A 22,685-nucleotide genomic window follows, 5' to 3' on the forward strand; every position below is an offset into this window, starting at 1 on the left:
CTGATTGCACAATGCAGTCAGCTCTTCATTTTATTTAAAATACACTTTATCCACATTATATTTCGCTTGTTTCGTATTAATGATATACGTTTCAAGAATTTCACGATCCATCGGTTCTTCAATATATAGAAGATGAATTTTCACGACTTCGTTACGGTAATCTTTAATCGGTGATACTTTGTCCTCAAAATGCTTACGCACACGTTGGCGTAACTTTCGTGCTTTACCAACGAATAGTAATTCATCTCTTGTGTTATAAAATAAAATGATTCCACCTTTATCGCGCGGAATTTCATGGAGATCAATGAAACCAAATAATGGTTTAATGACAGGTGTATCACCTTTTATTACTTGCTTTCGTTGAAGGATAGTTAAGTCTGGTTGTGGAATGGTTATTTTAATCAATGCACGTTCACGTCCTCTTCTTTTGTAGAACTAAATGTACCACAAAATAGGACAAATAGCGAAGATTTCTTTCATTTTGATTGAGCCAAGAATAACTTAATAATTGTAACTAATTCCTTTGTTTACTCATAACTCTTTAGAATAGACAACATGCCAATAATAACCGGTTGGCGAAGTTCTCTAGATAAAAGCTTGTTTTAAATCACATCTAAACTAACTAAAACGTTTTCATCAACTAACATTTTTTAATAATTGACTTTTCTATATAATTAGTGTAATTTATTTATTAATACGATGAGCAATGAAGAGGAAAGTAAAATGTTCGATTTTCTAAACAGAGAGCTTTGGTAGCTGAAAAGAAGCGTAAATCTTTCATTTGAATAATGGCCTCTGAGCTTCTTACGTTGAACGTACAGAAAATGTATAAGTAAATGTAAGCGGGAGTTGGTTCCCGTTATCAGAACCACAGTATTGAATTCCTTATGACTGAATTCCGTACTTGTTGAGGTTGTTTATGAGAGTAAACAACGAATAAAGGTGGTTGCGTGAGATAATATCTCGTCCTTTTCAATCGATTGATTGATTTGGACGGGATTTTTTATTTTCAAGCGTAATTCTTTATATGCAAAATGAGTAATACTTTTAATGAGGGGATGGTATTAAATGACAAAAGGTTTATTGGTTTTTCAGTCTGATTTTGGAAATAGTGACGGTGCTGTTAGTGCTATGCACGGAGTTGCAAACTCAGTTCAACGTGAACTTTCTATTTATGAAATCACTCACCTAATTCCACAATATAATATTTGGGAAGCATCCTATCGGTTATTGCAAGCGATTGGCTACTGGCCTGCTGGTACAGTTTTTGTTTCAATTGTCGATCCTGGCGTAGGTTCTGATCGAAGAAGTGTTGCAGCAAAAACGGTTAATGGTCACTATATTATTACACCAGATAATGGCACTTTGACACATATTTCACAGTTTATCGAAATTACTGAAGTTAGAAATCTTGATGAAACAAAAAATCGTCTTCCACAATCAGGTGAATCTCATACATTTCATGGACGTGATATATATGCCTATACAGGCGCACGACTCGCAGCAAATATTATAGAATTCAGTGACATCGGTGATACAGTAGATTCATCATCTGTTGTGACATTACCTTTAAGACATTCAACAATTGAAAATGAAATCATTACAGGCATTGTAGATATTATCGATAAGCCGTTTGGAAATATATGGACGAATATTAGTAGGTCGCAATTTAAAGAACTTGCCGAAAAGTATGGAGATTCACTCGAAGTAACGATTACGACTGATGGCCGTGCGATTTACAATAATATCATGACATATGGTCGTTCTTTCGCAGATTTGCATATTGGAGAACCACTTGTTTATGTAAACTCTTTGGATAATATCGGTATCGCAATTAACCAAGGATCCTTTGCTGATGCTTATCGAGTAGGAACAGGAACAAATTGGCAAGTAGTCATTCGTAAAGCACCAAGAATTATTTATGAGTGAAAAAAAGGAGTCACACATATTGTGTGACTCCTTTTTTGATGCACTCACGAATGACCATTTCTCTGGCACATCATTGAATAACCTCATTTTCACAGTTAGATGTCTTTATTAACAACAACCCACATATAATCCATAACATCTATATTGTATGAAAGGAAGGTAAGCAATGATTGATTTGCCAGTTGCAATTACGCCAAAGAAAATACCGCACTTCTCATCCAAAGTGATTGTTTTTTATCCAATCGTACAAAACTTAAAAAGTCATGAGGCACAATCGAGAATTAATCGTTCAATCGCTACGACAATGAATAACATCTTAATCGAGCAAAGTTTCTATGATAAAAGCCTAGTGGAAATGACAGCAGGCTTTGAAATTAAAAACAACCAACGCAATATTTTAAGCCTCAATCTCATCGTATACTCTTTCACAGGCGGAGCGCATGGCATGACAGTGATAAAATCGCTCACCTTTGATACAACAACTGGAAAAGAGTATACATTGAAAGAGTTATTTAAAGTAGGAAGTGATTATGAGAAAGTACTATCTTCTATCATTAGTAAAGATATTAAAAAATGGAATATCCAGTTGTTAGGGGAATTTAAAAGCATACGCAGTGACCAAGATTTCTATATCGCAGATACTTCCCTTGTCGTGTATTTCCAACTATATGAGATTACTCCGTATGTATGGGGGTTTCCATACTTTCCAATAGCCATTTTGGACATTGCTGATATTATTCGACCTGAAGGACCACTTGACAGAATGATGTCTTTTACTTAATTAAGTGAAAAGGATCCAAAGAGATACTTTCCTCTTTGGATCCTTTTCTATTTTACAGAGTAAGATGAGCATCGATTTCAGTTAGAATCTCACCAATTCTTTTATCATTAATGACAATATCAGCATGATGATCAAATAATGTCGGTTCCATATTAATAATAATTAATGTTGCTCCTTTTTCCTTGGCGATTAATGGAAATTGGTTAGCAGGTGTTACAGTTAGAGAAGATCCTAGAACAATAAACAAATCCGCTTTCTCACTCTCCTCAACCGCTTGCATAAATACACTTTCTGGAAGTCCTTCCCCGAACAATACAACAGAAGGGCGTAATTTCCCGCCACATTCACAATAAAACTCTTCTAATTCATACTTGTCATTTTCGTACTCTTTTCCACATGACTGACAATGTACTTTTTGAAGCGTACCGTGAAGTTCCATAACTTTCCTTGAACCTGCGGTCGTATGAAATCCATCTACATTTTGTGTAATAATACTCTTAATAAGTCCTTTTTCTTCCCATCTCGCTAATATGTCATGACCATTATGTGGTTGGCAATCCTTCACACCGAGAACCCGCTTGCGGTAAAATTGAAAAAACTGCTCTACGTTTTTATTTAAAGCTTCTGTGCTTGCAATACGTGTCGGGTCTTCCTTTTCCCACAAACCTGTTTTCGCTGATCGAAAATCTGGCAATCCACTTTCTGTAGACATTCCCGCACCTGTGTATACAACAGTATGTTTGGCATTCTTTAATAAATCGATTAGCAATTTATTCACTCCTCTTTTTATTTAACCAAATCTCTAACAAATTGACTTGTTTTAATTAGGACATTATTAATTTTCTAAGCATTACTTACCTTGGCATTCTTATAATTAACAGACAGTCTTTATTTAAGTCTATCATAGTATGTAGAACAAAGATGGAGACGTGTTATACTAAAGGAAACATTAGAGAGAGGTGACTATTTTGACAACTAAAACTTATAGCGAGCTCATTCCAAATAGAATATTCGTAGGTGGATTAGATGCGATTGATGACTTATTAAAAACTGAACATATAGATGTTATATATGATTTACGTGCAGAAGTACAAGGACCTCTTGCAAGTGAAATTAGCATACAACCTATTACGAATGACGAAGCAGAGCAAGAACAATCTATAAAAGACGCCACCCAAAAAGTAATTGATGCGTATAATGATGGTAAAAATATTTATTTTCACTGTAACAGCGGAAGAGGACGGGGCGGAATAATTGCGACATCAACATTAATGGCTATGGGGCTTGCTAATTCTGTGGATGATGCAGAACAGATGGCTTTGAAAATTAAACCTGATATAAATGTCAGACCGAAATTTAAAAAGGCTCTGAAAAACTTATACGAAAACCAGTCAGAATAAATTTACGCTAAATAAAAAAGCCGAATTCCATTTAACAGGAATTCGGCTTTTGTTCGGTACTATTTTTTCTTCTTTCTAGCTTCTCTTCTTTTCACTTTTTTCTTAAATTCTTTTTCTACATGCTCAAAATGCCTAACTTCTGAAGGACGTACTGTTATTGGTTCTTTCTTCAATAGTTTCACCATAGAAAACATGAGTAACAGGAGCACCACTGTAAATGGTAAAGCAGATATGAGTGAAGCTGATTGTAGTGCCTCTAACCCACCTGCGTATAATAAAACGGCTGCAATTGCAGACATTAGAAATCCCCAAGTCATCTTAACAATTAAGGGCGGAAACAAACTTCCTTTTGTCGTCATGCTTGCTAATATATAAGTAGCTGAATCAGCTGACGTCACGAGAAAACTCAGTATCAATACGATTGACAATGCAGAAACAATACCCGATAAAGGCACATGTTGAAAGGTTTCAAAGATTGCCGATGTAATGTCGTTATTTACGGCACCAGCAATATCTGTTCCCTTATTTAAATCATTGTATAAAGCGGTTCCACCAAGTGTCGCAATCCACATACAAGCAAATATAGGTGGAATAACCATTACACCCGCGATAAATTCCCGTATTGTTCTTCCCTTTGAGACACGTGCAACAAAAGCACCGACAAATGGCGACCAAGCGATTGTCCAAGCCCAATAAAATATCGTCCAATCTCGCACCCATGTTCCTCCTTGGTACGGTTGAAGTCTTAAGCTATAATTAATAAAGTTTGTAATATAATCACCAATTGCTAATGTAAAAGTATCTAAGATGAATACTTTAGGTCCTACTGCAAAAACAAATAATAAAAGCGTGATTGCCATTGCTAGGTTAAAGTTGCCTAAATAACGTATCCCTTTATTTAAACCAGTTGACGCCGATAGCATATAAGCTACAAATACAAATAATATTATTAAAAGCTGCAAACCAAATGTATTATGTATACCGAAGACTGCTTCCAGTCCACCACCCATTTGTAGTACACCAAGTCCAATTGACGTAGCAATTCCCATGACCGTGGCAATTACTGCTAACGAATCAATCGAGATTTTCATTTTTTTATTATTACCTAAAACAGGTTCCAACGCTGTGGAAATTAACCCATCCTTTTTCTTTCTAAACTGCAAGAAACCAATAACTAACCCAACGATTGTGAAAATGGCCCATTGCGATATACCCCAATGAAAAAAAGAATAGCCCATTGCCACGCGTGCAGCTTCCTGAGAATGTGATTCTACACCACTTAATGGAGATGTAAAAAAATGACTCATCGGCTCTGCAACACCCCAGAATACTAATCCAACGCCAAAACCTGCTGAAAATAGCATACCTATCCATGTAAAGAATGGATATTCGGGTCGCTCCTCATCTCCACCTAATCTAATTGCTCCGAACTTACTAATTGCTAACCCTGTTAAAAATATTATAATAGCAAATACCGACAATAAATAAAACCATCCAAAGTTCTTAGTAGTAAATATGTATAAAGTTTCAGCTACTTGCCCAAATTTTTCAGGAATCATAGCGCCAATTAAGACGAGTATAAATACAACAGTTGATGAAATTACAAATACAGGATTTTTCCAAAACTTTTTTTCCAAAACTTACCGACCCCTAATTTTATAGTTAACTACTTAAATACCCTGAAATTAGCGGTTTAAACTATTATCATGAAAAAAGTTAATAATAAATATAAAACAGACAATCCAAAATTATTAGATTGTCTGTTTATCAATACGTAAAGTATCTATTTCTAGCGGTTAAATTCATTTAACTCTTTCGGCGCTTTCCATCTAATTGAAACAACCATTGTTAAAAGTAATACAACAAGTCCAAGTATAAATGGATATATAATATTAACATCAAATAATAGACCAGCCAAAAGCGGACCTAAAACATTACCTATACTCATATATGAATTATTCATACCCATTGCAAAACCTTGCTCATTCCCAGCAAGCTTTGAAATAAGTGTTGTTAATACAGGTCTCAAAATTGATGTCGACAAGAAAATAATCAATGTAATAATAAAGAACATCACATATGTGGACGCAAAAGTCGAAAATAGAAATCCGACTGCTGTAATTCCTAGAAATATATTTAGCACCATTGATTCACCAAACTTACGAACAACCTTGTCCACGATGAATAGTTGTATAAGTACACTCACAATTCCAGTCGACGTTATAAGGACTGCAATATCTTTCGGCGTAGCATGAAATTGATTATCCACAAAAAGACCAAGCACTGATTCATACGCCATTAATCCAAAACTCATAACCAAGGTAATTAGAAGGGGAATAAAATAAGGCTTACTGAAAGAATGCATAATTTCTTTCACCATCGGCTCTGGCTTTTCTTCACTTTTCACGATTTCAGTATCCATACTTTCCTTCAACATGAAAAAGGAGAAGATAACTGCAACAACACCTACAAGCGCAGAAATTAGTAGTGGTAATTTCAAGCCATATTCAGCTAAAAAACCACCTATTCCCGGACCTATTACGATTCCTAAAGACATCGCAGCAGAAACATAACTATTTCCCTTTGCCCTTTGATCCATCGTCGTAATATCAGCAACATAAGCAAAAATGGCAGGTATCAATAAAGCGGCACCAACTCCACCAATTACACGTGAGATGTACAAAACACCTATTGAATCAGAAAAATAAAAAACGAACATAGATAGTGCAAGTAATGTTAGACCTGAGATTATCATAATACGTCGTCCATACTGATCGGTCCACTTTCCTGCGATTGGCGACATGACTAATTGAGCACCTGCAAATATTGCAATCATTAAACCTGCGGCCATTCCTCCTTGATCTATTGAAACGAGATATGCTGGAAGAATCGGAAGTATAATTCCAAAACTACCTATCGCGATAAACATATTAATCATTAATATTATCATTTTCTTCCATTGTTCTTTCGACAAATACCCACCCTGCTTTCATAATTGCACAGACCCTCTATTATAATAAATATCGAACAATAATGCTAGCTATTTATTATTCCCCAACAATAACTTTTTGATCACGTGGTAACCATAAACCAGCTAGACCAATGATTGGTAAAAATGAAATCACAATCATCGTAGTATATATTCCGATTTTATCCATCAATACACCGATTACAACTGCACCAATCGCTCCCATTCCAAAAGCTAATCCAACTGTAAGTCCTGACATCGTACCAATCTTACTCGGTACTAATTCCTGTGCATAGACAACCGTAACAGAAAAACTTAGCATAATAAAAAAACCGATAAGCGCTAATAAAAGTATAACCATAAACAGCGGAATATACGGTAAAGCAATACACATTGGAATTGGTACTAAAAGAGAAAGGACAATGACATTTTTACGTCCAATTTTATCAGCAATTGGACCTCCAAAAAATGTGCCAACTGCCCCAAATGCCATAAACAGGAAGATAAGCAGTTGTCCTTTTTTAATTGTTAAATCATAAGTTTCCATTAAGTGGAATATGTAGAAGCTAGTTATATTTGTCACATAAAAAGAGCGGGCAAAAATAATAACTAGAAGTAAACCAAGTGCCACACCTATCTGTTTCTTAGTTAAATTGGCCATAGATGATAAAATAACGCGCTTATGTTTATTTAACTTTTCCAATTCTAACTGCTCTTTATACCATTTTGATATTTTGCCCAAAACGAATATACCAATAGCTGCAACAATCATAAATAGTGCTGCGCCTCGCTGACCTAAAGGAACAAGAATGAATGCACTAATTAATGGTGCAAGAGCCTGCCCTGAATTTCCACCCACTTGAAAAATGGCTTGCGATAAACCCCTTTTCGTGCCTGCCGCCATAAAAGAAACACGAGATCCTTCTGGATGAAAGATTGCAGAACCTAATCCTAGAAAAACAACTGAGACTAAAACCATCCAATACTGGGGTGCAAATGCTAATCCTGCAACTCCGATAAATGATAATGACATACCAATTGGTAATGCAAATGGTTTCGGCTTACGATCACTTAAATAGCCTATGACCGGTTGCAGAACAGACGCGACCATATTTAGCACAAAAGCGATTAGTCCTAACTGCGTAAACGATAAATTCATTTCTTTTTCTAGTATCGGGAACATAGCAGGAATAATTGATTGGAGCGAATCATTGAATAAATGACATAACCCAATTGCGAACATAATTTTATAAACAGGATTATCTGTTTTAGACACTTCTTTTTTTCTACTAATTAACCTCACACTCTTTCTACACACGAAATATTAATATATTCTTATTATAACCTATTATTTTAATGGACGGACTTTTTTATTAATTACATGGGAACCTTTATCATGTTAATATTCAAGAAATTCGATATACTAAACAAAGATAGTTTACTTAAATACTAGAAAGAAGGTCATTCAACTGAATATTCATGAAGCGATTAAAAATCGTAGATCTATCCCGCTAGTCACAGATGAACCAATTCCGACTGAACTGATTGAACAAATAATAGAAGCAGGGACATATGCTCCTAATCATCACAGAACAGAACCATGGAAGTTTTTCGTTCTAACTGGCGACGGTAGAAATAAGTTAGGGGATGTTTTTGCAGACATTCTGAAATCCAGACAAGATGATCCAAGCACAGAAGAAAACATAAAAAAAGTAACAAGGATTCAAAAAAACCCATTACGCTCACCTGTCATGATAGCAGTTGGTGTTGAGCCATCTGATAAAAAGAATGTCACAGCTCAGGAAGAACATGCAGCAGTTCATGCAGCTATACAAAATATGCTATTAACCGCCCACGCACTTGGGCTTGGTGCTGTTTGGCGTACAGGTTCGATTTGCTATGATAAACGGGTTAGCAAGTTCTTCAGATTGTCAGACCAAGGAGAAATGGTTGCCTTCATTTATATCGGATATCCTGATATGGAACCCACCCCCTACGAACAAACGAATTATAAACAACTAATTACATGGATTGATTAATTATAGGAAAGGAGCTTTCATATGAATAAAGAAACTAATAACTTATGTGACTTGGAAACCGGAATTTGTGGTGAAGGCGGGAATCAAGCTTCCCCATTTATTGATTTATCTGCTCAGAACAAAGAACCTCTTCCAATAGTAGAAAAAGAAGTAAATACAGAAGACTAAAAATCAACATCAAAAAGGTTACAAGCTGATGACTCAGTTTGCAACCTTTTTCAATTCAAATGTTTTGTACAATTAAATAATGAACATTTATTTGAATCATCATGAATTTCTATTATTGTTAAAGATGAATTGTCTATATTCGTTAGTTTGTATACTGTTAGTTTACTGAGTAATGCACTTATAAACGAACCATGACTTACGATTAACACTTTTTCATCTGGATGCTTTGCTTTAATATCTTCTATAAATATTAACCCTCTTGCAAGAACATCTTCACGCGTTTCAATATTTAGATTTAAAGTCTGCCAAGAAGCACCCCATCGTTCTATTCGCTCTTCTTCTGTCGTTCCTTCAATTAAACCACTACCTATTTCTCGTAAGCGTTTATCAACTTGAAATTTGATTCCTTGATTTCTTGCCGTAATAATTTCTGCAGTAACTTTAGCACGTTTTAATGGACTAGAATAAACAACTTGCCAGCCCTCACTCGATAAGCGATCAGCTAACTTTTCTGACATTCGGATTCCATCATCATCAAGTGGAATATCCAAGCTCCCCTGTTCCCTTCCCGCTTTATTCCAAGCAGTAACACCATGACGTACGAAACCAATAGTCGTTATTATAAACACCTTCTCCTAATTTAAATACTTTTATAAGATTCTCGTTGCCGTTTATTATATTTAAATATAATTAGACTCGTCGAAAGTCCAACAAAAAAAACAGTGGTATAAGACAATATTAAATTAGATGAAGTTATCAACATACACCCAATAGTTACAATGACAATATCAAAACATAAAATAACAATCCCTGGATTTATATTTACTTTTCTAGCAAGCATCTGAGCTAGAAGATCTATACCGCCCATACTAACTTCAAGGCGTAACATTATTCCAACACCTATTCCAATAAATATACCACCAAGTGCAGCACTAAGTAGAGGTGGCAACATTAAATTCCCCCCAATTATATGAATAGGATAAAAAATATCTATCATAATCGAAGAAACTAACATGCCATGAATACCGTTATAGAAAAAAGAACGATAAAAAATCCATGCGAAAATAAAAATTGGAATACTAATAAGAAGGAATGTTAGACCAACTTTTACGTCCAGTAGATAATGAAATACCAAACTAACCCCAATAGCTCCGCCTTCTAATAACTTATAAGGTACTAGGAAAAGGTTTATTCCGCAGGCTATTAGGAAACTTCCACAGAAAATAGTAAGTGCTTTTTTAACTAAGTTCATTTGCTCCCACCTATTAATTCGACTTAATAGATGTATATGTATGGACGGGTTTAGTATTCGAATTTAACATCAGTACAACTATAATTGAAAAATACAATAAAAGTTATCTCGATTTTTCCAATGTGAAAATCGAAATAAATCCATCTAATTAAATCATTTTATCTGAATTTTCAATATTTTTAAAGTATAATCAGTAATAATTACTAATAATTTTTTTACCGTTCACAAGAAATATAATAAATGAAATCAAAAAGACACATCCGAATTTCACACCCGAAATGCGCCTATAATTTTAACGGTACCACGAACCAACTATCGGATAATTATAATCATCACCATTTAGTGTTTTGATAATAGCTATAACTGGAACGACAAACCACATAATACCCACCGCAATAATCATTGGAATACCGATAATAACAAATATAAGAATAATTGAAATAATAGCTAACGCACCCATAACTAGTTGAAATAATACAGCTTGCACCGCTGTTTTCTTCACTTCCAAATCTTCAACAAACAAAAATAATGCAATTGGAACTAAATATGGTGCAAAAAAAGCACTAGCATGAATAAACACTTTAAAACCTTTAGTCTCCATTTGAACCTCTCCTCTTTCTTTATCCAATAACTATTATACGAATAAGTCGAGAGAAAGTTTCATATCTGTGTTCTATTGTTCACAGATAAAAATGTATGGTCAACATAGGAAAACTTCATATTACTCTAGACCAATACGTAATTTCAACGATACACTCTGAAAGTAATTGTTCTGAAGATGTTGCCCTTTTATTAGCGATGAACTAGGCCAATAAAAACCACTTTCTAATTTAAAACAAGCTGACTGATTTCCACAGCCAGCTTGTTTTCTTATTGTGTAAAAGACGCTGGCATTACTACGCCAACAACTTCGCCTGTTGCACAAAGTGTTTCATCCGCGAAAACTTCAACAGACACTTTCCACTTCTTAGGATGTATTTCTTCTATCTTACCGACGGCTTTTAGAACAGCTCCTTGTGGTGTCGGTTTTAAATAATTGACGTTCAATGACGCAGTGACAAAACGCGGGGGTGCTTCACCACTACCCGGTTCATGACCATTCTTACGGTGTAATGCCAGGGAGCAAGAACCTGTCCCATGACAATCGACCAAGGAAGCAATTGCACCACCATAAACAAATCCAGGAATAGCTGTGTATTTCTTCGGAGGCGTGAAATAAGTTACTGTTTCATCACCTTGCCATCCCGTACGTAAATGATCACCCTCTTTATTTAATCGACCACATCCAAAACACCAAGCGAAATCATCTGGATATTCATCCTGAATCGCATAAACTACTTCTTCTACCATTCTATTCAGCCCCTTATCAACATAAAAACCACTAGAACATAATTATAACATTCTGACAATATTTTTGCTAATTAAATTCTATTATTAACACACATCGATCACCTTCACCTACTATTTATGTAATCAAGGTTACTTTTTACGTAATAAGATACATATACTACTTAAAAGAGTTTTAGGGGGATTTAATTATGAAAATTAGAGCACTAATCCTAATTATTATTTTAATTGGCGGAACATATTCAATGATACAAACATTCGAAAATGAAAAGGAAAAAGAGCTTACCGAACTTTTTCATTCCATGAATAATAATTCCGTATCCATTGCCTTTACAATACCTTCATCATTGGGTTTAGAATCTCAAAATTGGGAAATCCAAGATAAAGCTGAAGTTGAAAGTCTAATACTTTTCCTACAAGATTATCATATCCGAAAGTTAGCTGTACAAGAAGTTAATTTTGAAAATAAGTCAGAACAATTCATTATTAGTATTCAAGATGATTCCGGTAATATGATAAGCTTAATTGTAGATGAAGCACTAATTATCCAAAATGACAAACATTATTATGAAATTATTGATGGACCTCTTGATACGGAATGGCTTGTCCAATTTTTCGTCAATAACCAACTATGAAGTAGTTCGTTTACTTCGCTTAAAGTCCTTTCTTCCTTATAATAAAGATAGTGTCGATTATGCTATTAAGTTCAGATTTTTTTAGCCTAATACCTATATGATAAAGGTCAGATAAAAGGAGTTTTCACCCATGGATTACGAACAATTAAACATTGATGAACAAATAATAAAAAAGTATCAAGAAGACGAGCAAATCATGGTTCAGTTATTTGTGCAATGGTGCAATAACCACGAACTTAATGCAGCTAAGTTATACTCAAGGGCCTATCCTGAACAACAGAAGAATGTAGCGTTAGAAAAAGTATTAAAAGAAATGGATGAATTCGATAGACTTGAGATTGATGATGATACAATACTTGATGTCTTACAACTATTCGGAAATATAGACTTGGCTTTTATCGTTTCAGAGGAAATTGAAAAGTTATCTAAAAGATCTAAGTAAAGAAGTGTTTTCTTTCCATGCTTTCTTTATCTAGTATATAATGGTAATTCGTTCGAATACCGTAATAATTAGGGAGTGAATTCATTGGTGAAAAGTATGCCTTTACGATCTGAAGTGAAGATAGAAGAAACATGGAATTTAAATGATCTATTTGCAACAGAGGAACTTTATTTAACAGCAATTACAGAACTCGAAAAAGAAGTAGTACTATTCCAAGAAAAGTTTCAAGGGAATATTATAGACGCGAAACTAGTAAATGAAGCTCTTACAAACTATGCATCTATTTTCGGACAAATAGAACCGATTGGAACATATTCAAATTTAGCATTAAGTGTTGACCAAACTGACGATATAGCACAAATGCGAGCGAGTAGTTTCGGTTCAATCTATGCAAAAATCCAAAGCTCCTTGTCATTTGTCGATAGCGAACTAGTTGAATTACCTGTTGCCCTTCTTGAAGAAGCTATGCAACAATCAGCAGAATTCAAAAACTATTTGGAAAAACTCATATTAAAGAAGGAACATCAATTGCACCCTCAAGTGGAAAAGACACTAGCTGCATTTTCTGCAACATTTGACGGACCTTATGAACTATATAATACAACGAAAATGGTTGATATTGATTTCGATAATTTTGAAGTAGATGGCAAATCCTATCCAATGAGTTATGTGTCTTTTGAAGGGGATTGGGAAAGCGAACCGAATACAGAAATACGACGTGCCGCATTCGAATCTTTCTCGTCTAAGTTAAGAGAATATCAACAGACGACTGCAAAAACATACGATATGCATCTACAAGCGGAAAAAACGATGTCCGATTTACGTGGATACGACACTATTTTCGATTATTTATTATTTGATCACGAAGTAGACCGCACAATGTATGATCGACAAATTGATTTAATCATGAACGAACTAGCACCACATATGCGCAAATATGCAAAATTAATTCAAAAAGTACATGGCTTGGATAAGATGACTTTTGCAGATTTGAAAATGCCACTTGATCCAATATACGAACCTAAAATTACAGTTGGAGAGTCGAAACAGTATATTGATGATTCACTTGCAATTATGGGTGATGAGTATATCGCCATGGTTAACCGTGCTTTTGATGAACGATGGATTGATTTCGCACAGAACAAAGGTAAATCAACGGGTGCTTTTTGTTCGAGTCCTTTTGGTAATCACCCCTATGTCTTGATTTCTTGGACGGGAAGTATGGAGGACGTATTCGTATTAGCACACGAACTTGGACATGCTGGACATTTTTACAACGCAAATCATGAACAAAATATTTTTAATGCTTTTTCATCGCTTTACTTTATTGAATCTCCTTCAACAATGAATGAAATTCTAGTCGCAAATCATCTTCTTAAAGATTCAGAAGACTTAAAATTTAAGCGATGGGTTATCTCATCTATTATATCTAGAACTTATTATCACAACTTTGTTACGCATTTACTAGAAGCTGCCTATCAGCGAAAAGTTTATGAACGAATAGATAGCGGTCAAAGTGTTAATGCTGGAATTTTAAACGACTTAAAACGCGGCGTACTTGAAGAGTTTTGGGGCGACGATGTTGAAATTAACGAAGGTGCTGAACTTACTTGGATGCGCCAACCTCATTATTATATGGGACTATACCCTTACACATATAGCGCTGGTTTGACGATTTCTACACAGGTTTCCAAGCGTATTTTAGAAGAAGGTCAACCCGCTGTAGATGAATGGATTGAAGTATTAAAAGCTGGCGGTACAAAATCACCTGTTGAACTTTCTTTAATGGCAGGCGTTGATATTTCAACTGAAAAGCCATTACGAGATACGATTGCCTATATTGGTGACTTAATCGAGCAGCTCGTAACACTAACGGATGAAATTGAAAGAAATTAGTAAGTCAAAACCCCGTTTCAGGCTAATTTGCCTGAAACGGGGTTTTTAAAACTTTAATCTTGTTCAAAATATAAAGAAGCTTTACGGTCATCAAATATAGACATTTCACTTCTCACTTGATTTACAATATCTAACTCTATCTCTACAATCCCTGTCTCTTCTTCATCTTTTCCTGTCCACAATATATCTCCATTAGGTGCAATGACCATAGACTGTCCAGTAAAGTCATTTTTCCGATGATTAAACATAGAGTTAACAGCAATAATGAAACACTGATTTTCAATCGCCCTCGCCTGCAGAAGTATTTTCCAATGATTGATCCGTTTACTTGGCCATTGTGCAGGTACAAATAAAACTTTAGCTCCCTCCACTACTTGCCTCCGCGTCCATTCCGGAAAACGAATATCATAACAAATAACACCAGCCATTGGAATATCTTCAATAATAAATGAGCTTAATTGTTTTCCCGCCGTTATAAAGTGATGTTCATTCGTCATACTAAATAAATGAACTTTATCATACTCGCATATAATTTCACCTTCTATATTAACGACGTACATCGTATTATAAAATGAACAACCTTTTTTGGTTGCAACAGATCCACCGACAATGTGAATGCTTAGCTCTTTAGCTAATCTTCTAAGTAGTCGTTTCGTAATTTCGCCTTCTACATCTGCTATTTCATCAAGGCGTTTCAAATCAAATCCGGTATTCCAAAGTTCTGGAAGTACTACAACGGAAGCTCCTTTTTTTGCCGCTTCTTTAATTTTGATTTCCACATGTTCAAAATTAGCTTTAGGAACCCCATATTGGATAGCAAACTGAATCAATGCAACTCTCATTATTATCACCGCCTGATAGACTTATTATTCAAAAGGTTATATGATTTAATTATGATACGCAACTAATTAGGAATGGGGTTATTGAATGGAACCATCTAAACGATTAAAGGATTTACCTGAACATTTTTTCTCGGAGCTCGTTAAAAAAGTAGAAGCTGCGATTGGAGAAGGAAGAGACGTAATTAACTTAGGACGCGGGAATCCTGACCAACCAACACCCCCTCATATAATAAAGGCATTACAAGAAGCAGTTGAGGATCCTTCAACACACGGCTACTCTCCTTTCAGAGGGACTTGGGAATTAAGACAAGCGGTGGCAGATTTTTATATGCGAGAATACAATGTAACGCTTAACCCCGATACAGAAGTTGCTATATTAGGTGGAACAAAAATCGGTTTAGTAGAGTTGCCATTAGCGGTAATGAATGAAGGAGAATTATTACTACTACCTGACCCAGGTTATCCGGATTATTTATCGAGTGTTAGTCTAGCAAACATTAAATATGATACGATGCCATTACTTGCTGAAAATAATTTTTTTCCTGATTACTCTGCACTAACTGATGAACAAATTAATGATGCAAAACTAATGTATTTAAATTATCCTAGTAATCCAACAGGAACAACTGCTGATATTGATTTTTTTGATAATACAGTCGCCTTCGCAAAAGAATCTGATATAGCTATCATGCATGACTTTGCTTACGGTGCTATCGGCTTTGATGGAAAGAAGCCAATCAGTTTCCTACAAGCTGAAGGTGCAAAAGAAGTTGGGATTGAATTATTGTCCCTCTCGAAGTCATATAATATGGCTGGTTGGCGAGTCGGTTTTGCAGTCGGAAATTCCGATATAGTCAATGCTATTAATATGTTACAAGATCATTTATTCATCAGTATATTCCCTGCTATCCAACATGCCGCAGTCGTCGCTTTAAATGATAGTGATAAATTTGTCCAGGAACTAGTTGCGCTATACGAAGGTCGTAGAGATGTTTTAATTGCTGAATGCGAACGGATTGGTTGGGATGTCGTTTCTCCTGCCGGCTCATTCTTCGCTTGGCTTAATGTACCTGAAGGATACACAAGTCAGGCATTTGCAGATTTACTTTTAGACAAAGCAGATGTCGTAGTCGCTGCTGGAAATGGATTTGGTGAATTCGGTGAGGGCTATGTGCGCGTCGGCTTATTAGAAAGTCATGACCGTATTAGAGAAGCGTTTTCTCGAATTGAAAAGCTCGGAATATTTTCTAAATAATCACAAAAAAACTGACGAGATGTTAATTATCTCGTCAGTTTTCATAGTATTAATGATATAATCTGTAAGTATTCTACTCGGTTAAAACGACCTTCTTTTTCAAAAATTGATTGACAGGATTTTGCAATCCAAGATGCTCGCGGAGTGTATCCCCTTCATAATCCAACCTGAATATACCTTTTTCTTGCAATAACGGAACGACATGCTCAACAAAGTCTTCAAGCCCACCCGGTAATAGCGGAAATTGAAGCATAAAACCGTCTGCCGCTTTTTCAATAAACCAATTTTCCATTTCATTCGCGATTTAAATTGGCGTCCCAATAAATGAATCTTTCCTAGCAGGACTGAAAAACCTTGCGTACAATTCCCCTACTTTTAAATCTTCCTCGTTCATTATTTTCTTCATTTCATTAAAATTACTTTGAATACTATTAACAACTGGAAAATCAACATCTCTCGCTAAAGAATCTAACGCATACTTTGAAAAATCTACATTTCCCATATAACCCGAGACAAACTTTAAGCCTTCATATGGATCTACTAGATTACTTAATTCCTCATATTTCCGTATGGCATCTTCTTCTGTCGCTCCAACAATTGGTGATATGCCATGTAGAATTTGTAAATCTTCTTCATTTCTTCCAAAACCCACTACTTGTGATTTTAATTTTGCATAATAGCTTTTTGATTCCACTATATTATCCCAGCGCGTGAAAACAACTTCAGCTGTTCTGGCTGCTAATCGCTGTCCTGGAACCGAAGCCCCTGCTTGAATAATAACTGGTTGACCTTGCTTAGAACGCGCAATATTAAGTGGGCCTTTGACTGAAAAATACTTTCCTTTATAATTAAGTTCATGTACTTTTTTAGGGTCAAAAAATTGGCCTAATTCTTTATTATAAACGAATGCATCGTCTTCCCATGAATCCCATAAACCTTTCACAACATCAACGAACTCTTCTGCTCGTTCATAGCGATGATCATGCTCCCAATGACTATCACGACTAAAATTCAATGCAGTTTGACCAGTTGCATCTGCCGTTGTTACAACATTCCATCCAGCACGCCCATCACTCACATGATCAACAGAGGCAAACTGGCGTGCCAACGTATAGGGTTCGCTATAAGTAGTAGATGCAGTTGCACCAATACCTATCTTCTCAGTCGCAGCTGCTAATGCCGTAATTAAAATTAGCGGATCAAATCGATTTAGAATTTGCGGATGCGATTCACCATTCACAGCTAAGCTATCCGCTATAAACGCAATATCAAACTTTCCTTTTTCAGCTATTTTTGCAAGTTTTTGCATCGCTGCTACATCTATACTTGCATTTGGATTTGATGCGGGATGACGCCACGACGATACATGCATTCCTGTTCCAACTAAATAAGCTGCTAGTTTAATTTGCCTATTCTGAGCCAATAAAACACCTCCTATTTACTTTAGTTCTTCAGGAATAAACCAGTAATCGTCCTTATTATGTTTGGCTAAGTACTTTTTAAATTCATCTGACTGATAAGCAGCGGCAACATCTTTTGCCCACTTCGTATCTTTATTTGGTTCATCCACAACAGCGACTAATTCTAAATTTTTCAGCACGTCTTCAGAAAGTAATTTAGTTGTAGGGTCTAACTTAGATGAATAAACGATACTGCCTGGTATCACACCGTAATCCAGATCAATTAAAGAACGTGGAATTTGTGCAGAATCCATTTCAATTATATCTAAGTTATGTGGATTCTCTTCGATGTCACTAACTGTCGCCTTAACTAACTCAATCCCATCTGTTAATTTAATCAAGCCAGCTTTTTGAAGTAGCGCATAAGCTCTTGCAGCATTCGATGGATCTTTTGGAATACCAATAGAATCACCTTCTGCAATATCATCTAAAGAAGATTTTCTTCCTGGAAAAATACCAGCCGGAACTGTCGGAATCGGTGTTACTGCCGTCAATTTCGCACCTTTTTCTTCATTAAAATTACTAAAGTACGCAGTATGTTGATCGACATTTAAATCTACAGCACCTTCTGTGATTGCAATGTTCGCAGAAAGTAAATCAGAGAATACCTTTGTTTCTATCGTATATCCTTTTTCTTCTAATATAGGTTTAACAGCCTCTAAAAATAGTTCACTATAAGGCCCAGGTGATGTTCCTACTATGAAAGTCGTTTTCTCCTCCGCGCTTCCTTTTTTATCGTTACCGCAAGCTGTCAAAACCAATGTAAATAATGCCAATAAAATCAATAAAATTTTCGATTTCTTCATTATCAAAATCTCCCCTTATTTGTTTGTATAAGAATCTTTAAAAGTACTTAGTTCTTCTAACGTTATAAATGTCGGAATATAGTTACCACCGTATGTTTCATTTATAAATTTTTCCGTTTCGTCCGATTGATATAACGCAACAATTTTATTAAACACTTCATTATCTTTATCTTCACTACGAGACGCAATGATATTTATATAAGGCTTTGCAGTTTTACTTTCATGAATTAATGTATCTTTTAAAGTTAGCCCTGCTTCGACTGCTGTCCCATTATTAATGACTGAACCAGCCGTATCTTCCATTAAACGTGGTGCACTAGCCGAATCTACTGGTACTATTTCAATATTTTTCGGATTTTCTTTTATTTTATCTGCTCCGCCACTGCCATCAAAATCATCAACAACTGTCAACAATCCCGCTTCTTGCAACAAAAGTAGAGCACGCCCCCAGTTAGGTGCATTATTCGGTACTGCTATCTGTGCACCATCTGGAATATCACTTATGGAATTGAATTTAGAAGAATACAATCCGAGTGGTGCGATAATCGTTGTTGCGATTGGGACAAGATCAGTCTTATTACTTTCATTATAAAAATCTAAATAGGCGATATGTTGAAACGCATTTATATCAACTTCGCCAGCAGCTAAAGCCTGATTTGGGTCAAAGGCAGAAGTAAAATTAACGAGTTCAATTTTTATCCCTTCTTTTTCAGCTCTTTCCTTTAAATACTCCCAAGTGCGGAGCTCCGAACCTCTGATTCCTACTTTTATTTCCTGTTCCTCTGTCTTCTTACTATCTGCTTTTGTTGTATTAGCTGAACAAGCTGCCAAAAATACTCCCAACACTAAAATGATTGGTAATACAAACTTCTTCATCTAAATTCCCCTATTCTATTTTTTATTTTTCTACACTCTTCTCATTTTCCGTTCAAACAAATTTCCAATCGTTTGAACACCTTGCACCATCACAACAAGTATGACTACTGTAATTACCATGGTAATTGTACTAAAGCGTTGATAACCGTAAGTGATTGCTACATCACCAAGTCCACCGCCACCAATTGCGCCTGCCATTGCAGTTGCACCGATTAGTCCGATTGTCGCAGTCGTTATACTCAGGATTAAAGATGGAAAAGCTTCTGGAATTAGGCATTTGAAAATAATCTTAAATGGTGCAGCCCCCATTGCTTTCGCAGCTTCAATAATTCCCTCATCTACTTCTAATAGCGAATTTTCTACTAGCCGCGAAATATAGGGGCCAATATGGAGTACAAGCGGAACAATCGCAGCTGTCGTACCAATCGACGTTCCTGCAATAAGTCTCGTGAATGGAATAATTGCAACAAGTAAAATGATAAATGGAATTGACCGGAATGTATTGACGACTGGATTTACTAATGAAAACACTATTTTATTCTCTAAAATATGCCCCTTCCTTGTAACTACAAGCAATATTCCAAGAAATATTCCTATTATGCTTCCAAAAAAGAGTGATACACTAACCATGTAGAGCGTATCCCAAACTGCTTTCATGATAATCTCGTTGCTGATTTCCATCTAGTACAACCTCCTTTACCGTGACATTTTGACTTTTAATATACCGTAAAGCCTTTTCAATCTCGGTATCTGCACCTGTTAACGCAACAATTAAGTTTCCGAAGAAGATATTTTGAATCTCTGTCGTACTTCCAAATAACACATTAATATCAATTTCATAATTTTTTGCTGCATTGGAGATGATGGGTTGACCGGCACTTAAACCTAAAAAGTCTAGTTTGAAGATTCGACCAATCCGATTATCTTTTTCTAGTAATCTATAGACTCCTTCAGGTATTTCATCTCGTACGACCGACTGAACAAAGTTTCGGGTAGTTTCTGTTTTAGGGTGTGCAAATATATCAAATACCTCCCCTGATTCGATTACTCGACCACCTTCCATAACAGCAACACGGTTACAAATCTGCTTAATAACTTCCATTTCGTGTGTAATTATTAAAATAGTAATTTTAAACTCCTTGTTCACACGTTTCAGCAATTGCAATATTGACTTCGTCGTTTGTGGATCTAAAGCCGATGTCGCTTCATCACAAAGCAAAATTGAAGGATTTGTTACAAGCGCCCTCGCAATTCCTACACGTTGCTTTTGTCCACCAGATAATTGGTCAGGATAGCTTTTCGCCTTATCTTCCAAACCGACAAAACGAAGTGCTTCATCCACCCGACTATCAATTTCTTTCTTTTTTGTATTGCTAAATACTAATGGAAGCGCGACATTATCGAAAACAGTTTTAGAATTAAGTAAATTAAAATGCTGGAAAATCATTCCGATATTTTGCATCGCACCACGTAACTTTTTAGGAGATAACTTTGCTAGATTACTACCTTCAACAATAATTTCACCTGAAGTGGGATATTCTAGTAGATTAACAGTGCGAATGAGCGTACTTTTACCTGCACCACTGAATCCAATGACACCAAAAATATCCCCTTTTTCTACCGTCAAATTAACCTCTTTTAATGCTTCAATTTTTTTCCCACCACTATCAAATACTTTTGATACACCTTGAAACTCAATCAAAGCAGTAACCTCCTTTCCTTTCTTTTTATTTTAAAATGCGGGTACAACGGCTCCGTCATATTTCTCTAAAATAAATTCCCTAACTTTTTCTGTAGTTAACGCAGCAGCTAGCTTCTTAATTGCATCACTATCTTTATTATCTGGACGCGATACTAAAATGTTCACATACGGGGAGTCATTACCTTCAATTATTAAAGCATCATCTAAAGGTTTATAATCTGCTTCTAGCGCATAATTCGTATTTATCGCTGATGCCTCTACGTCATCAAGCGAATGTACTAACATGACCGAATCAACCGGAACGAACTCTACTTTTTTATCATTCTTTGTAATGTCTGATAGTAAGTAATCCGTAGTCTTCTCTTCACTCAATTCAATAATATTTGCTGAAGCAAATAATTGAAGCGCCCTTGAAAAGTTAACTGGATCTTTCGGAATCGCTACTTTTGCACCAACAGATAACTCTTCAATTGAATTAATCTTTTTAGAATAAACGCCAAATGGTTCAATATGTGTTCCGACTACATTAACTAGATCCAAACCCAAATCTTTGTTTATTTGATTCAAATACGGTGTATGCTGGAAAAAATTTGCATCTAGTTCCCCGTTCGCAGTCTGCTCGTTCGCAATAATTCCATCCGTTGTCAAAACAAGTTCTATTTTTATACCTTCTTTCTCTAAATCAGGTGCAATAAATTCTAATATTTCGGCGTGCGGTGTTGAAGATGCAGTAATTTTTAAAGTTACTTCTTTGCTAGCCACTTGATTATTTGCTGAAGCTGCTTTTTCATCCTTGCCGCATGCACCAATTACCAATAAACTTACAGATAAAACAGCTAGCAATAATATTCTTCTCATTATCCTCACTCCTCTATATTTTCATTTAT

At 35.7% G+C, this 22,685-nt stretch carries 24 protein-coding genes and 1 pseudogene; 9 read left to right on the forward strand and 16 right to left on the reverse strand.

The genetic code is table 11. The annotated features are described in order from the left end of the window. Window positions 1-30 precede the first annotated feature (30 nt). Window positions 31-405, reverse strand: a complete 375-nt coding sequence (locus tag AC3RV6_RS12275; protein ID WP_489746330.1) for a nucleotide excision repair endonuclease — start codon at window positions 403-405, stop codon at window positions 31-33. Window positions 406-1,068: 663 nt separating this feature from the next. Here AC3RV6_RS12275 and AC3RV6_RS12280 point away from each other — a divergent pair. Both AC3RV6_RS12280 and AC3RV6_RS12285 read left to right on the forward strand, forming a co-directional pair. After that, window positions 1,069-1,929, forward strand: coding sequence for an SAM hydrolase/SAM-dependent halogenase family protein (locus AC3RV6_RS12280; RefSeq protein ID WP_489746331.1), 861 nt, complete (start codon window positions 1,069-1,071; stop codon window positions 1,927-1,929). 166 nt (window positions 1,930-2,095) lie between these two features. Next, on the forward strand, window positions 2,096-2,710 hold the full coding sequence (locus tag AC3RV6_RS12285) for a DUF3298 and DUF4163 domain-containing protein (protein WP_489746332.1): 615 nt from the start codon (window positions 2,096-2,098) through the stop codon (window positions 2,708-2,710). Between the two features lie 52 nt (window positions 2,711-2,762). Here the strand turns inward: AC3RV6_RS12285 and AC3RV6_RS12290 are convergent, their stop codons facing one another. After that, the gene (locus AC3RV6_RS12290) at window positions 2,763-3,479 is read right to left on the reverse strand and encodes an NAD-dependent protein deacylase (protein WP_489746333.1); all 717 of its coding nucleotides are present in this window, start codon (window positions 3,477-3,479) and stop codon (window positions 2,763-2,765) included. A 199-nt stretch (window positions 3,480-3,678) separates the two neighbouring features. Here AC3RV6_RS12290 and AC3RV6_RS12295 point away from each other — a divergent pair, with 199 nt between their 5' ends. Next, the gene (locus AC3RV6_RS12295; protein ID WP_489746334.1) at window positions 3,679-4,110 is read left to right on the forward strand and encodes a protein-tyrosine phosphatase family protein; all 432 of its coding nucleotides are present in this window, start codon (window positions 3,679-3,681) and stop codon (window positions 4,108-4,110) included. A 59-nt stretch (window positions 4,111-4,169) separates the two neighbouring features. Here AC3RV6_RS12295 and AC3RV6_RS12300 read toward each other — a convergent pair whose 3' ends face one another. The 3 genes from AC3RV6_RS12300 to AC3RV6_RS12310 all read right to left on the reverse strand — a co-directional run bounded on the left by AC3RV6_RS12300 (window position 4,170) and on the right by AC3RV6_RS12310 (window position 8,321). Beyond that, entirely contained in the window at window positions 4,170-5,747 is a 1,578-nt protein-coding gene (locus tag AC3RV6_RS12300; protein ID WP_489746335.1) for a BCCT family transporter, read from the reverse strand. Between the two features lie 152 nt (window positions 5,748-5,899). Beyond that, complete coding sequence (locus tag AC3RV6_RS12305) at window positions 5,900-7,084, reverse strand: MFS transporter (RefSeq protein ID WP_489746336.1); 1,185 nt, start codon at window positions 7,082-7,084, stop codon at window positions 5,900-5,902. Window positions 7,085-7,157: 73 nt separating this feature from the next. Further along, window positions 7,158-8,321 carry an MFS transporter gene (locus AC3RV6_RS12310; RefSeq protein ID WP_489749244.1) on the reverse strand — a complete coding sequence of 388 codons (1,164 nt, stop codon included), beginning with the start codon at window positions 8,319-8,321 and terminating at the stop codon, window positions 7,158-7,160. A 244-nt stretch (window positions 8,322-8,565) separates the two neighbouring features. Here AC3RV6_RS12310 and AC3RV6_RS12315 point away from each other — a divergent pair, with 244 nt between their 5' ends. Together AC3RV6_RS12315 and AC3RV6_RS12320 are read left to right on the forward strand one after the other, a co-directional pair. Then, window positions 8,566-9,117, forward strand: a complete 552-nt coding sequence (locus AC3RV6_RS12315; protein WP_489749245.1) for a nitroreductase family protein — start codon at window positions 8,566-8,568, stop codon at window positions 9,115-9,117. A 21-nt stretch (window positions 9,118-9,138) separates the two neighbouring features. Next, window positions 9,139-9,285, forward strand: coding sequence for a hypothetical protein (locus AC3RV6_RS12320; RefSeq protein ID WP_489746337.1), 147 nt, complete (start codon window positions 9,139-9,141; stop codon window positions 9,283-9,285). A 50-nt stretch (window positions 9,286-9,335) separates the two neighbouring features. Here the strand turns inward: AC3RV6_RS12320 and AC3RV6_RS12325 are convergent, their stop codons facing one another. The 4 genes from AC3RV6_RS12325 to AC3RV6_RS12340 form a co-directional block, all read right to left on the reverse strand. Then, on the reverse strand, window positions 9,336-9,914 hold the full coding sequence (locus AC3RV6_RS12325; RefSeq protein ID WP_489746338.1) for a histidine phosphatase family protein: 579 nt from the start codon (window positions 9,912-9,914) through the stop codon (window positions 9,336-9,338). Between the two features lie 11 nt (window positions 9,915-9,925). After that, the gene (locus AC3RV6_RS12330) at window positions 9,926-10,537 is read right to left on the reverse strand and encodes a YitT family protein (RefSeq protein ID WP_489746339.1); all 612 of its coding nucleotides are present in this window, start codon (window positions 10,535-10,537) and stop codon (window positions 9,926-9,928) included. A 292-nt stretch (window positions 10,538-10,829) separates the two neighbouring features. Further along, window positions 10,830-11,138, reverse strand: a complete 309-nt coding sequence (locus AC3RV6_RS12335; protein WP_489746340.1) for a magnetosome magnetite crystal formation protein family — start codon at window positions 11,136-11,138, stop codon at window positions 10,830-10,832. Between the two features lie 269 nt (window positions 11,139-11,407). Then, window positions 11,408-11,887 carry a PaaI family thioesterase gene (locus tag AC3RV6_RS12340; RefSeq protein ID WP_489746341.1) on the reverse strand — a complete coding sequence of 160 codons (480 nt, stop codon included), beginning with the start codon at window positions 11,885-11,887 and terminating at the stop codon, window positions 11,408-11,410. A gap of 188 nt (window positions 11,888-12,075) precedes the next feature. Here AC3RV6_RS12340 and AC3RV6_RS12345 point away from each other — a divergent pair, with 188 nt between their 5' ends. The 3 genes from AC3RV6_RS12345 (at window position 12,076) to pepF (ending at window position 14,857) form a co-directional block, all read left to right on the forward strand. Beyond that, a complete protein-coding gene (locus AC3RV6_RS12345; protein ID WP_489746342.1) occupies window positions 12,076-12,519 on the forward strand; it encodes a hypothetical protein in 444 nt (147 codons plus the stop codon). A gap of 130 nt (window positions 12,520-12,649) precedes the next feature. Next, on the forward strand, window positions 12,650-12,961 hold the full coding sequence (locus AC3RV6_RS12350) for a hypothetical protein (RefSeq protein WP_489746343.1): 312 nt from the start codon (window positions 12,650-12,652) through the stop codon (window positions 12,959-12,961). Window positions 12,962-13,048: 87 nt separating this feature from the next. After that, window positions 13,049-14,857, forward strand: coding sequence for an oligoendopeptidase F (pepF, locus tag AC3RV6_RS12355; RefSeq protein ID WP_489749246.1), 1,809 nt, complete (start codon window positions 13,049-13,051; stop codon window positions 14,855-14,857). 53 nt (window positions 14,858-14,910) lie between these two features. Here pepF and AC3RV6_RS12360 read toward each other — a convergent pair whose 3' ends face one another. Beyond that, window positions 14,911-15,699, reverse strand: coding sequence for a carbon-nitrogen family hydrolase (locus tag AC3RV6_RS12360; protein WP_489746344.1), 789 nt, complete (start codon window positions 15,697-15,699; stop codon window positions 14,911-14,913). 85 nt (window positions 15,700-15,784) lie between these two features. Between AC3RV6_RS12360 and AC3RV6_RS12365 the strand changes: the two genes are divergently transcribed. Beyond that, the gene (locus AC3RV6_RS12365) at window positions 15,785-16,954 is read left to right on the forward strand and encodes a pyridoxal phosphate-dependent aminotransferase (RefSeq protein ID WP_489746345.1); all 1,170 of its coding nucleotides are present in this window, start codon (window positions 15,785-15,787) and stop codon (window positions 16,952-16,954) included. A gap of 73 nt (window positions 16,955-17,027) precedes the next feature. Here the strand turns inward: AC3RV6_RS12365 and AC3RV6_RS12370 are convergent. The 6 genes and pseudogenes from AC3RV6_RS12370 to AC3RV6_RS12395 form a co-directional block, all read right to left on the reverse strand. Beyond that, window positions 17,028-18,377 (reverse strand): annotated as a pseudogene (locus AC3RV6_RS12370) (LLM class flavin-dependent oxidoreductase). Between the two features lie 15 nt (window positions 18,378-18,392). After that, complete coding sequence (locus AC3RV6_RS12375) at window positions 18,393-19,220, reverse strand: MetQ/NlpA family ABC transporter substrate-binding protein (RefSeq protein WP_489746346.1); 828 nt, start codon at window positions 19,218-19,220, stop codon at window positions 18,393-18,395. A gap of 15 nt (window positions 19,221-19,235) precedes the next feature. After that, a complete protein-coding gene (locus AC3RV6_RS12380; protein ID WP_489746347.1) occupies window positions 19,236-20,096 on the reverse strand; it encodes a MetQ/NlpA family ABC transporter substrate-binding protein in 861 nt (286 codons plus the stop codon). A gap of 30 nt (window positions 20,097-20,126) precedes the next feature. Further along, window positions 20,127-20,777 carry a methionine ABC transporter permease gene (locus AC3RV6_RS12385; protein ID WP_489746348.1) on the reverse strand — a complete coding sequence of 217 codons (651 nt, stop codon included), beginning with the start codon at window positions 20,775-20,777 and terminating at the stop codon, window positions 20,127-20,129. After that, window positions 20,719-21,798, reverse strand: a complete 1,080-nt coding sequence (locus AC3RV6_RS12390) for a methionine ABC transporter ATP-binding protein (RefSeq protein WP_489746349.1) — start codon at window positions 21,796-21,798, stop codon at window positions 20,719-20,721. Before AC3RV6_RS12390 ends, AC3RV6_RS12385 begins: the two co-directional genes overlap by 59 nt. A 30-nt stretch (window positions 21,799-21,828) precedes the next feature. Then, window positions 21,829-22,656 carry a MetQ/NlpA family ABC transporter substrate-binding protein gene (locus AC3RV6_RS12395; RefSeq protein ID WP_489746350.1) on the reverse strand — a complete coding sequence of 276 codons (828 nt, stop codon included), beginning with the start codon at window positions 22,654-22,656 and terminating at the stop codon, window positions 21,829-21,831. Window positions 22,657-22,685 lie beyond the last annotated feature (29 nt).

The organism is Sporosarcina sp. So3-204 (assembly GCF_058068165.1).

Bases quoted from the DNA above. Each gene is read 5' to 3' on its own strand.
- AC3RV6_RS12330 (WP_489746339.1), bottom strand. From the start codon at position 10,537: ATGAACTTAGTTAAAAAAGCACTTACTATTTTCTGTGGAAGTTTCCTA.
- AC3RV6_RS12335 (WP_489746340.1), bottom strand. From the start codon at position 11,138: ATGGAGACTAAAGGTTTTAAAGTGTTTATTCATGCTAGTGCTTTTTTT.
- AC3RV6_RS12380 (WP_489746347.1), bottom strand. From the start codon at position 20,096: ATGAAGAAGTTTGTATTACCAATCATTTTAGTGTTGGGAGTATTTTTG.
- AC3RV6_RS12345 (WP_489746342.1), top strand. From the start codon at position 12,076: ATGAAAATTAGAGCACTAATCCTAATTATTATTTTAATTGGCGGAACA.
- AC3RV6_RS12350 (WP_489746343.1), top strand. From the start codon at position 12,650: ATGGATTACGAACAATTAAACATTGATGAACAAATAATAAAAAAGTAT.
- AC3RV6_RS12365 (WP_489746345.1), top strand. From the start codon at position 15,785: ATGGAACCATCTAAACGATTAAAGGATTTACCTGAACATTTTTTCTCG.
- AC3RV6_RS12285 (WP_489746332.1), top strand. From the start codon at position 2,096: ATGATTGATTTGCCAGTTGCAATTACGCCAAAGAAAATACCGCACTTC.
- AC3RV6_RS12310 (WP_489749244.1), bottom strand. From the start codon at position 8,321: ATGTTCGCAATTGGGTTATGTCATTTATTCAATGATTCGCTCCAATCA.
- AC3RV6_RS12395 (WP_489746350.1), bottom strand. From the start codon at position 22,656: ATGAGAAGAATATTATTGCTAGCTGTTTTATCTGTAAGTTTATTGGTA.
- AC3RV6_RS12360 (WP_489746344.1), bottom strand. From the start codon at position 15,699: ATGAGAGTTGCATTGATTCAGTTTGCTATCCAATATGGGGTTCCTAAA.
- AC3RV6_RS12385 (WP_489746348.1), bottom strand. From the start codon at position 20,777: ATGGAAATCAGCAACGAGATTATCATGAAAGCAGTTTGGGATACGCTC.
- AC3RV6_RS12375 (WP_489746346.1), bottom strand. From the start codon at position 19,220: ATGAAGAAATCGAAAATTTTATTGATTTTATTGGCATTATTTACATTG.
- AC3RV6_RS12340 (WP_489746341.1), bottom strand. From the start codon at position 11,887: ATGGTAGAAGAAGTAGTTTATGCGATTCAGGATGAATATCCAGATGAT.
- AC3RV6_RS12320 (WP_489746337.1), top strand. From the start codon at position 9,139: ATGAATAAAGAAACTAATAACTTATGTGACTTGGAAACCGGAATTTGT.
- AC3RV6_RS12280 (WP_489746331.1), top strand. From the start codon at position 1,069: ATGACAAAAGGTTTATTGGTTTTTCAGTCTGATTTTGGAAATAGTGAC.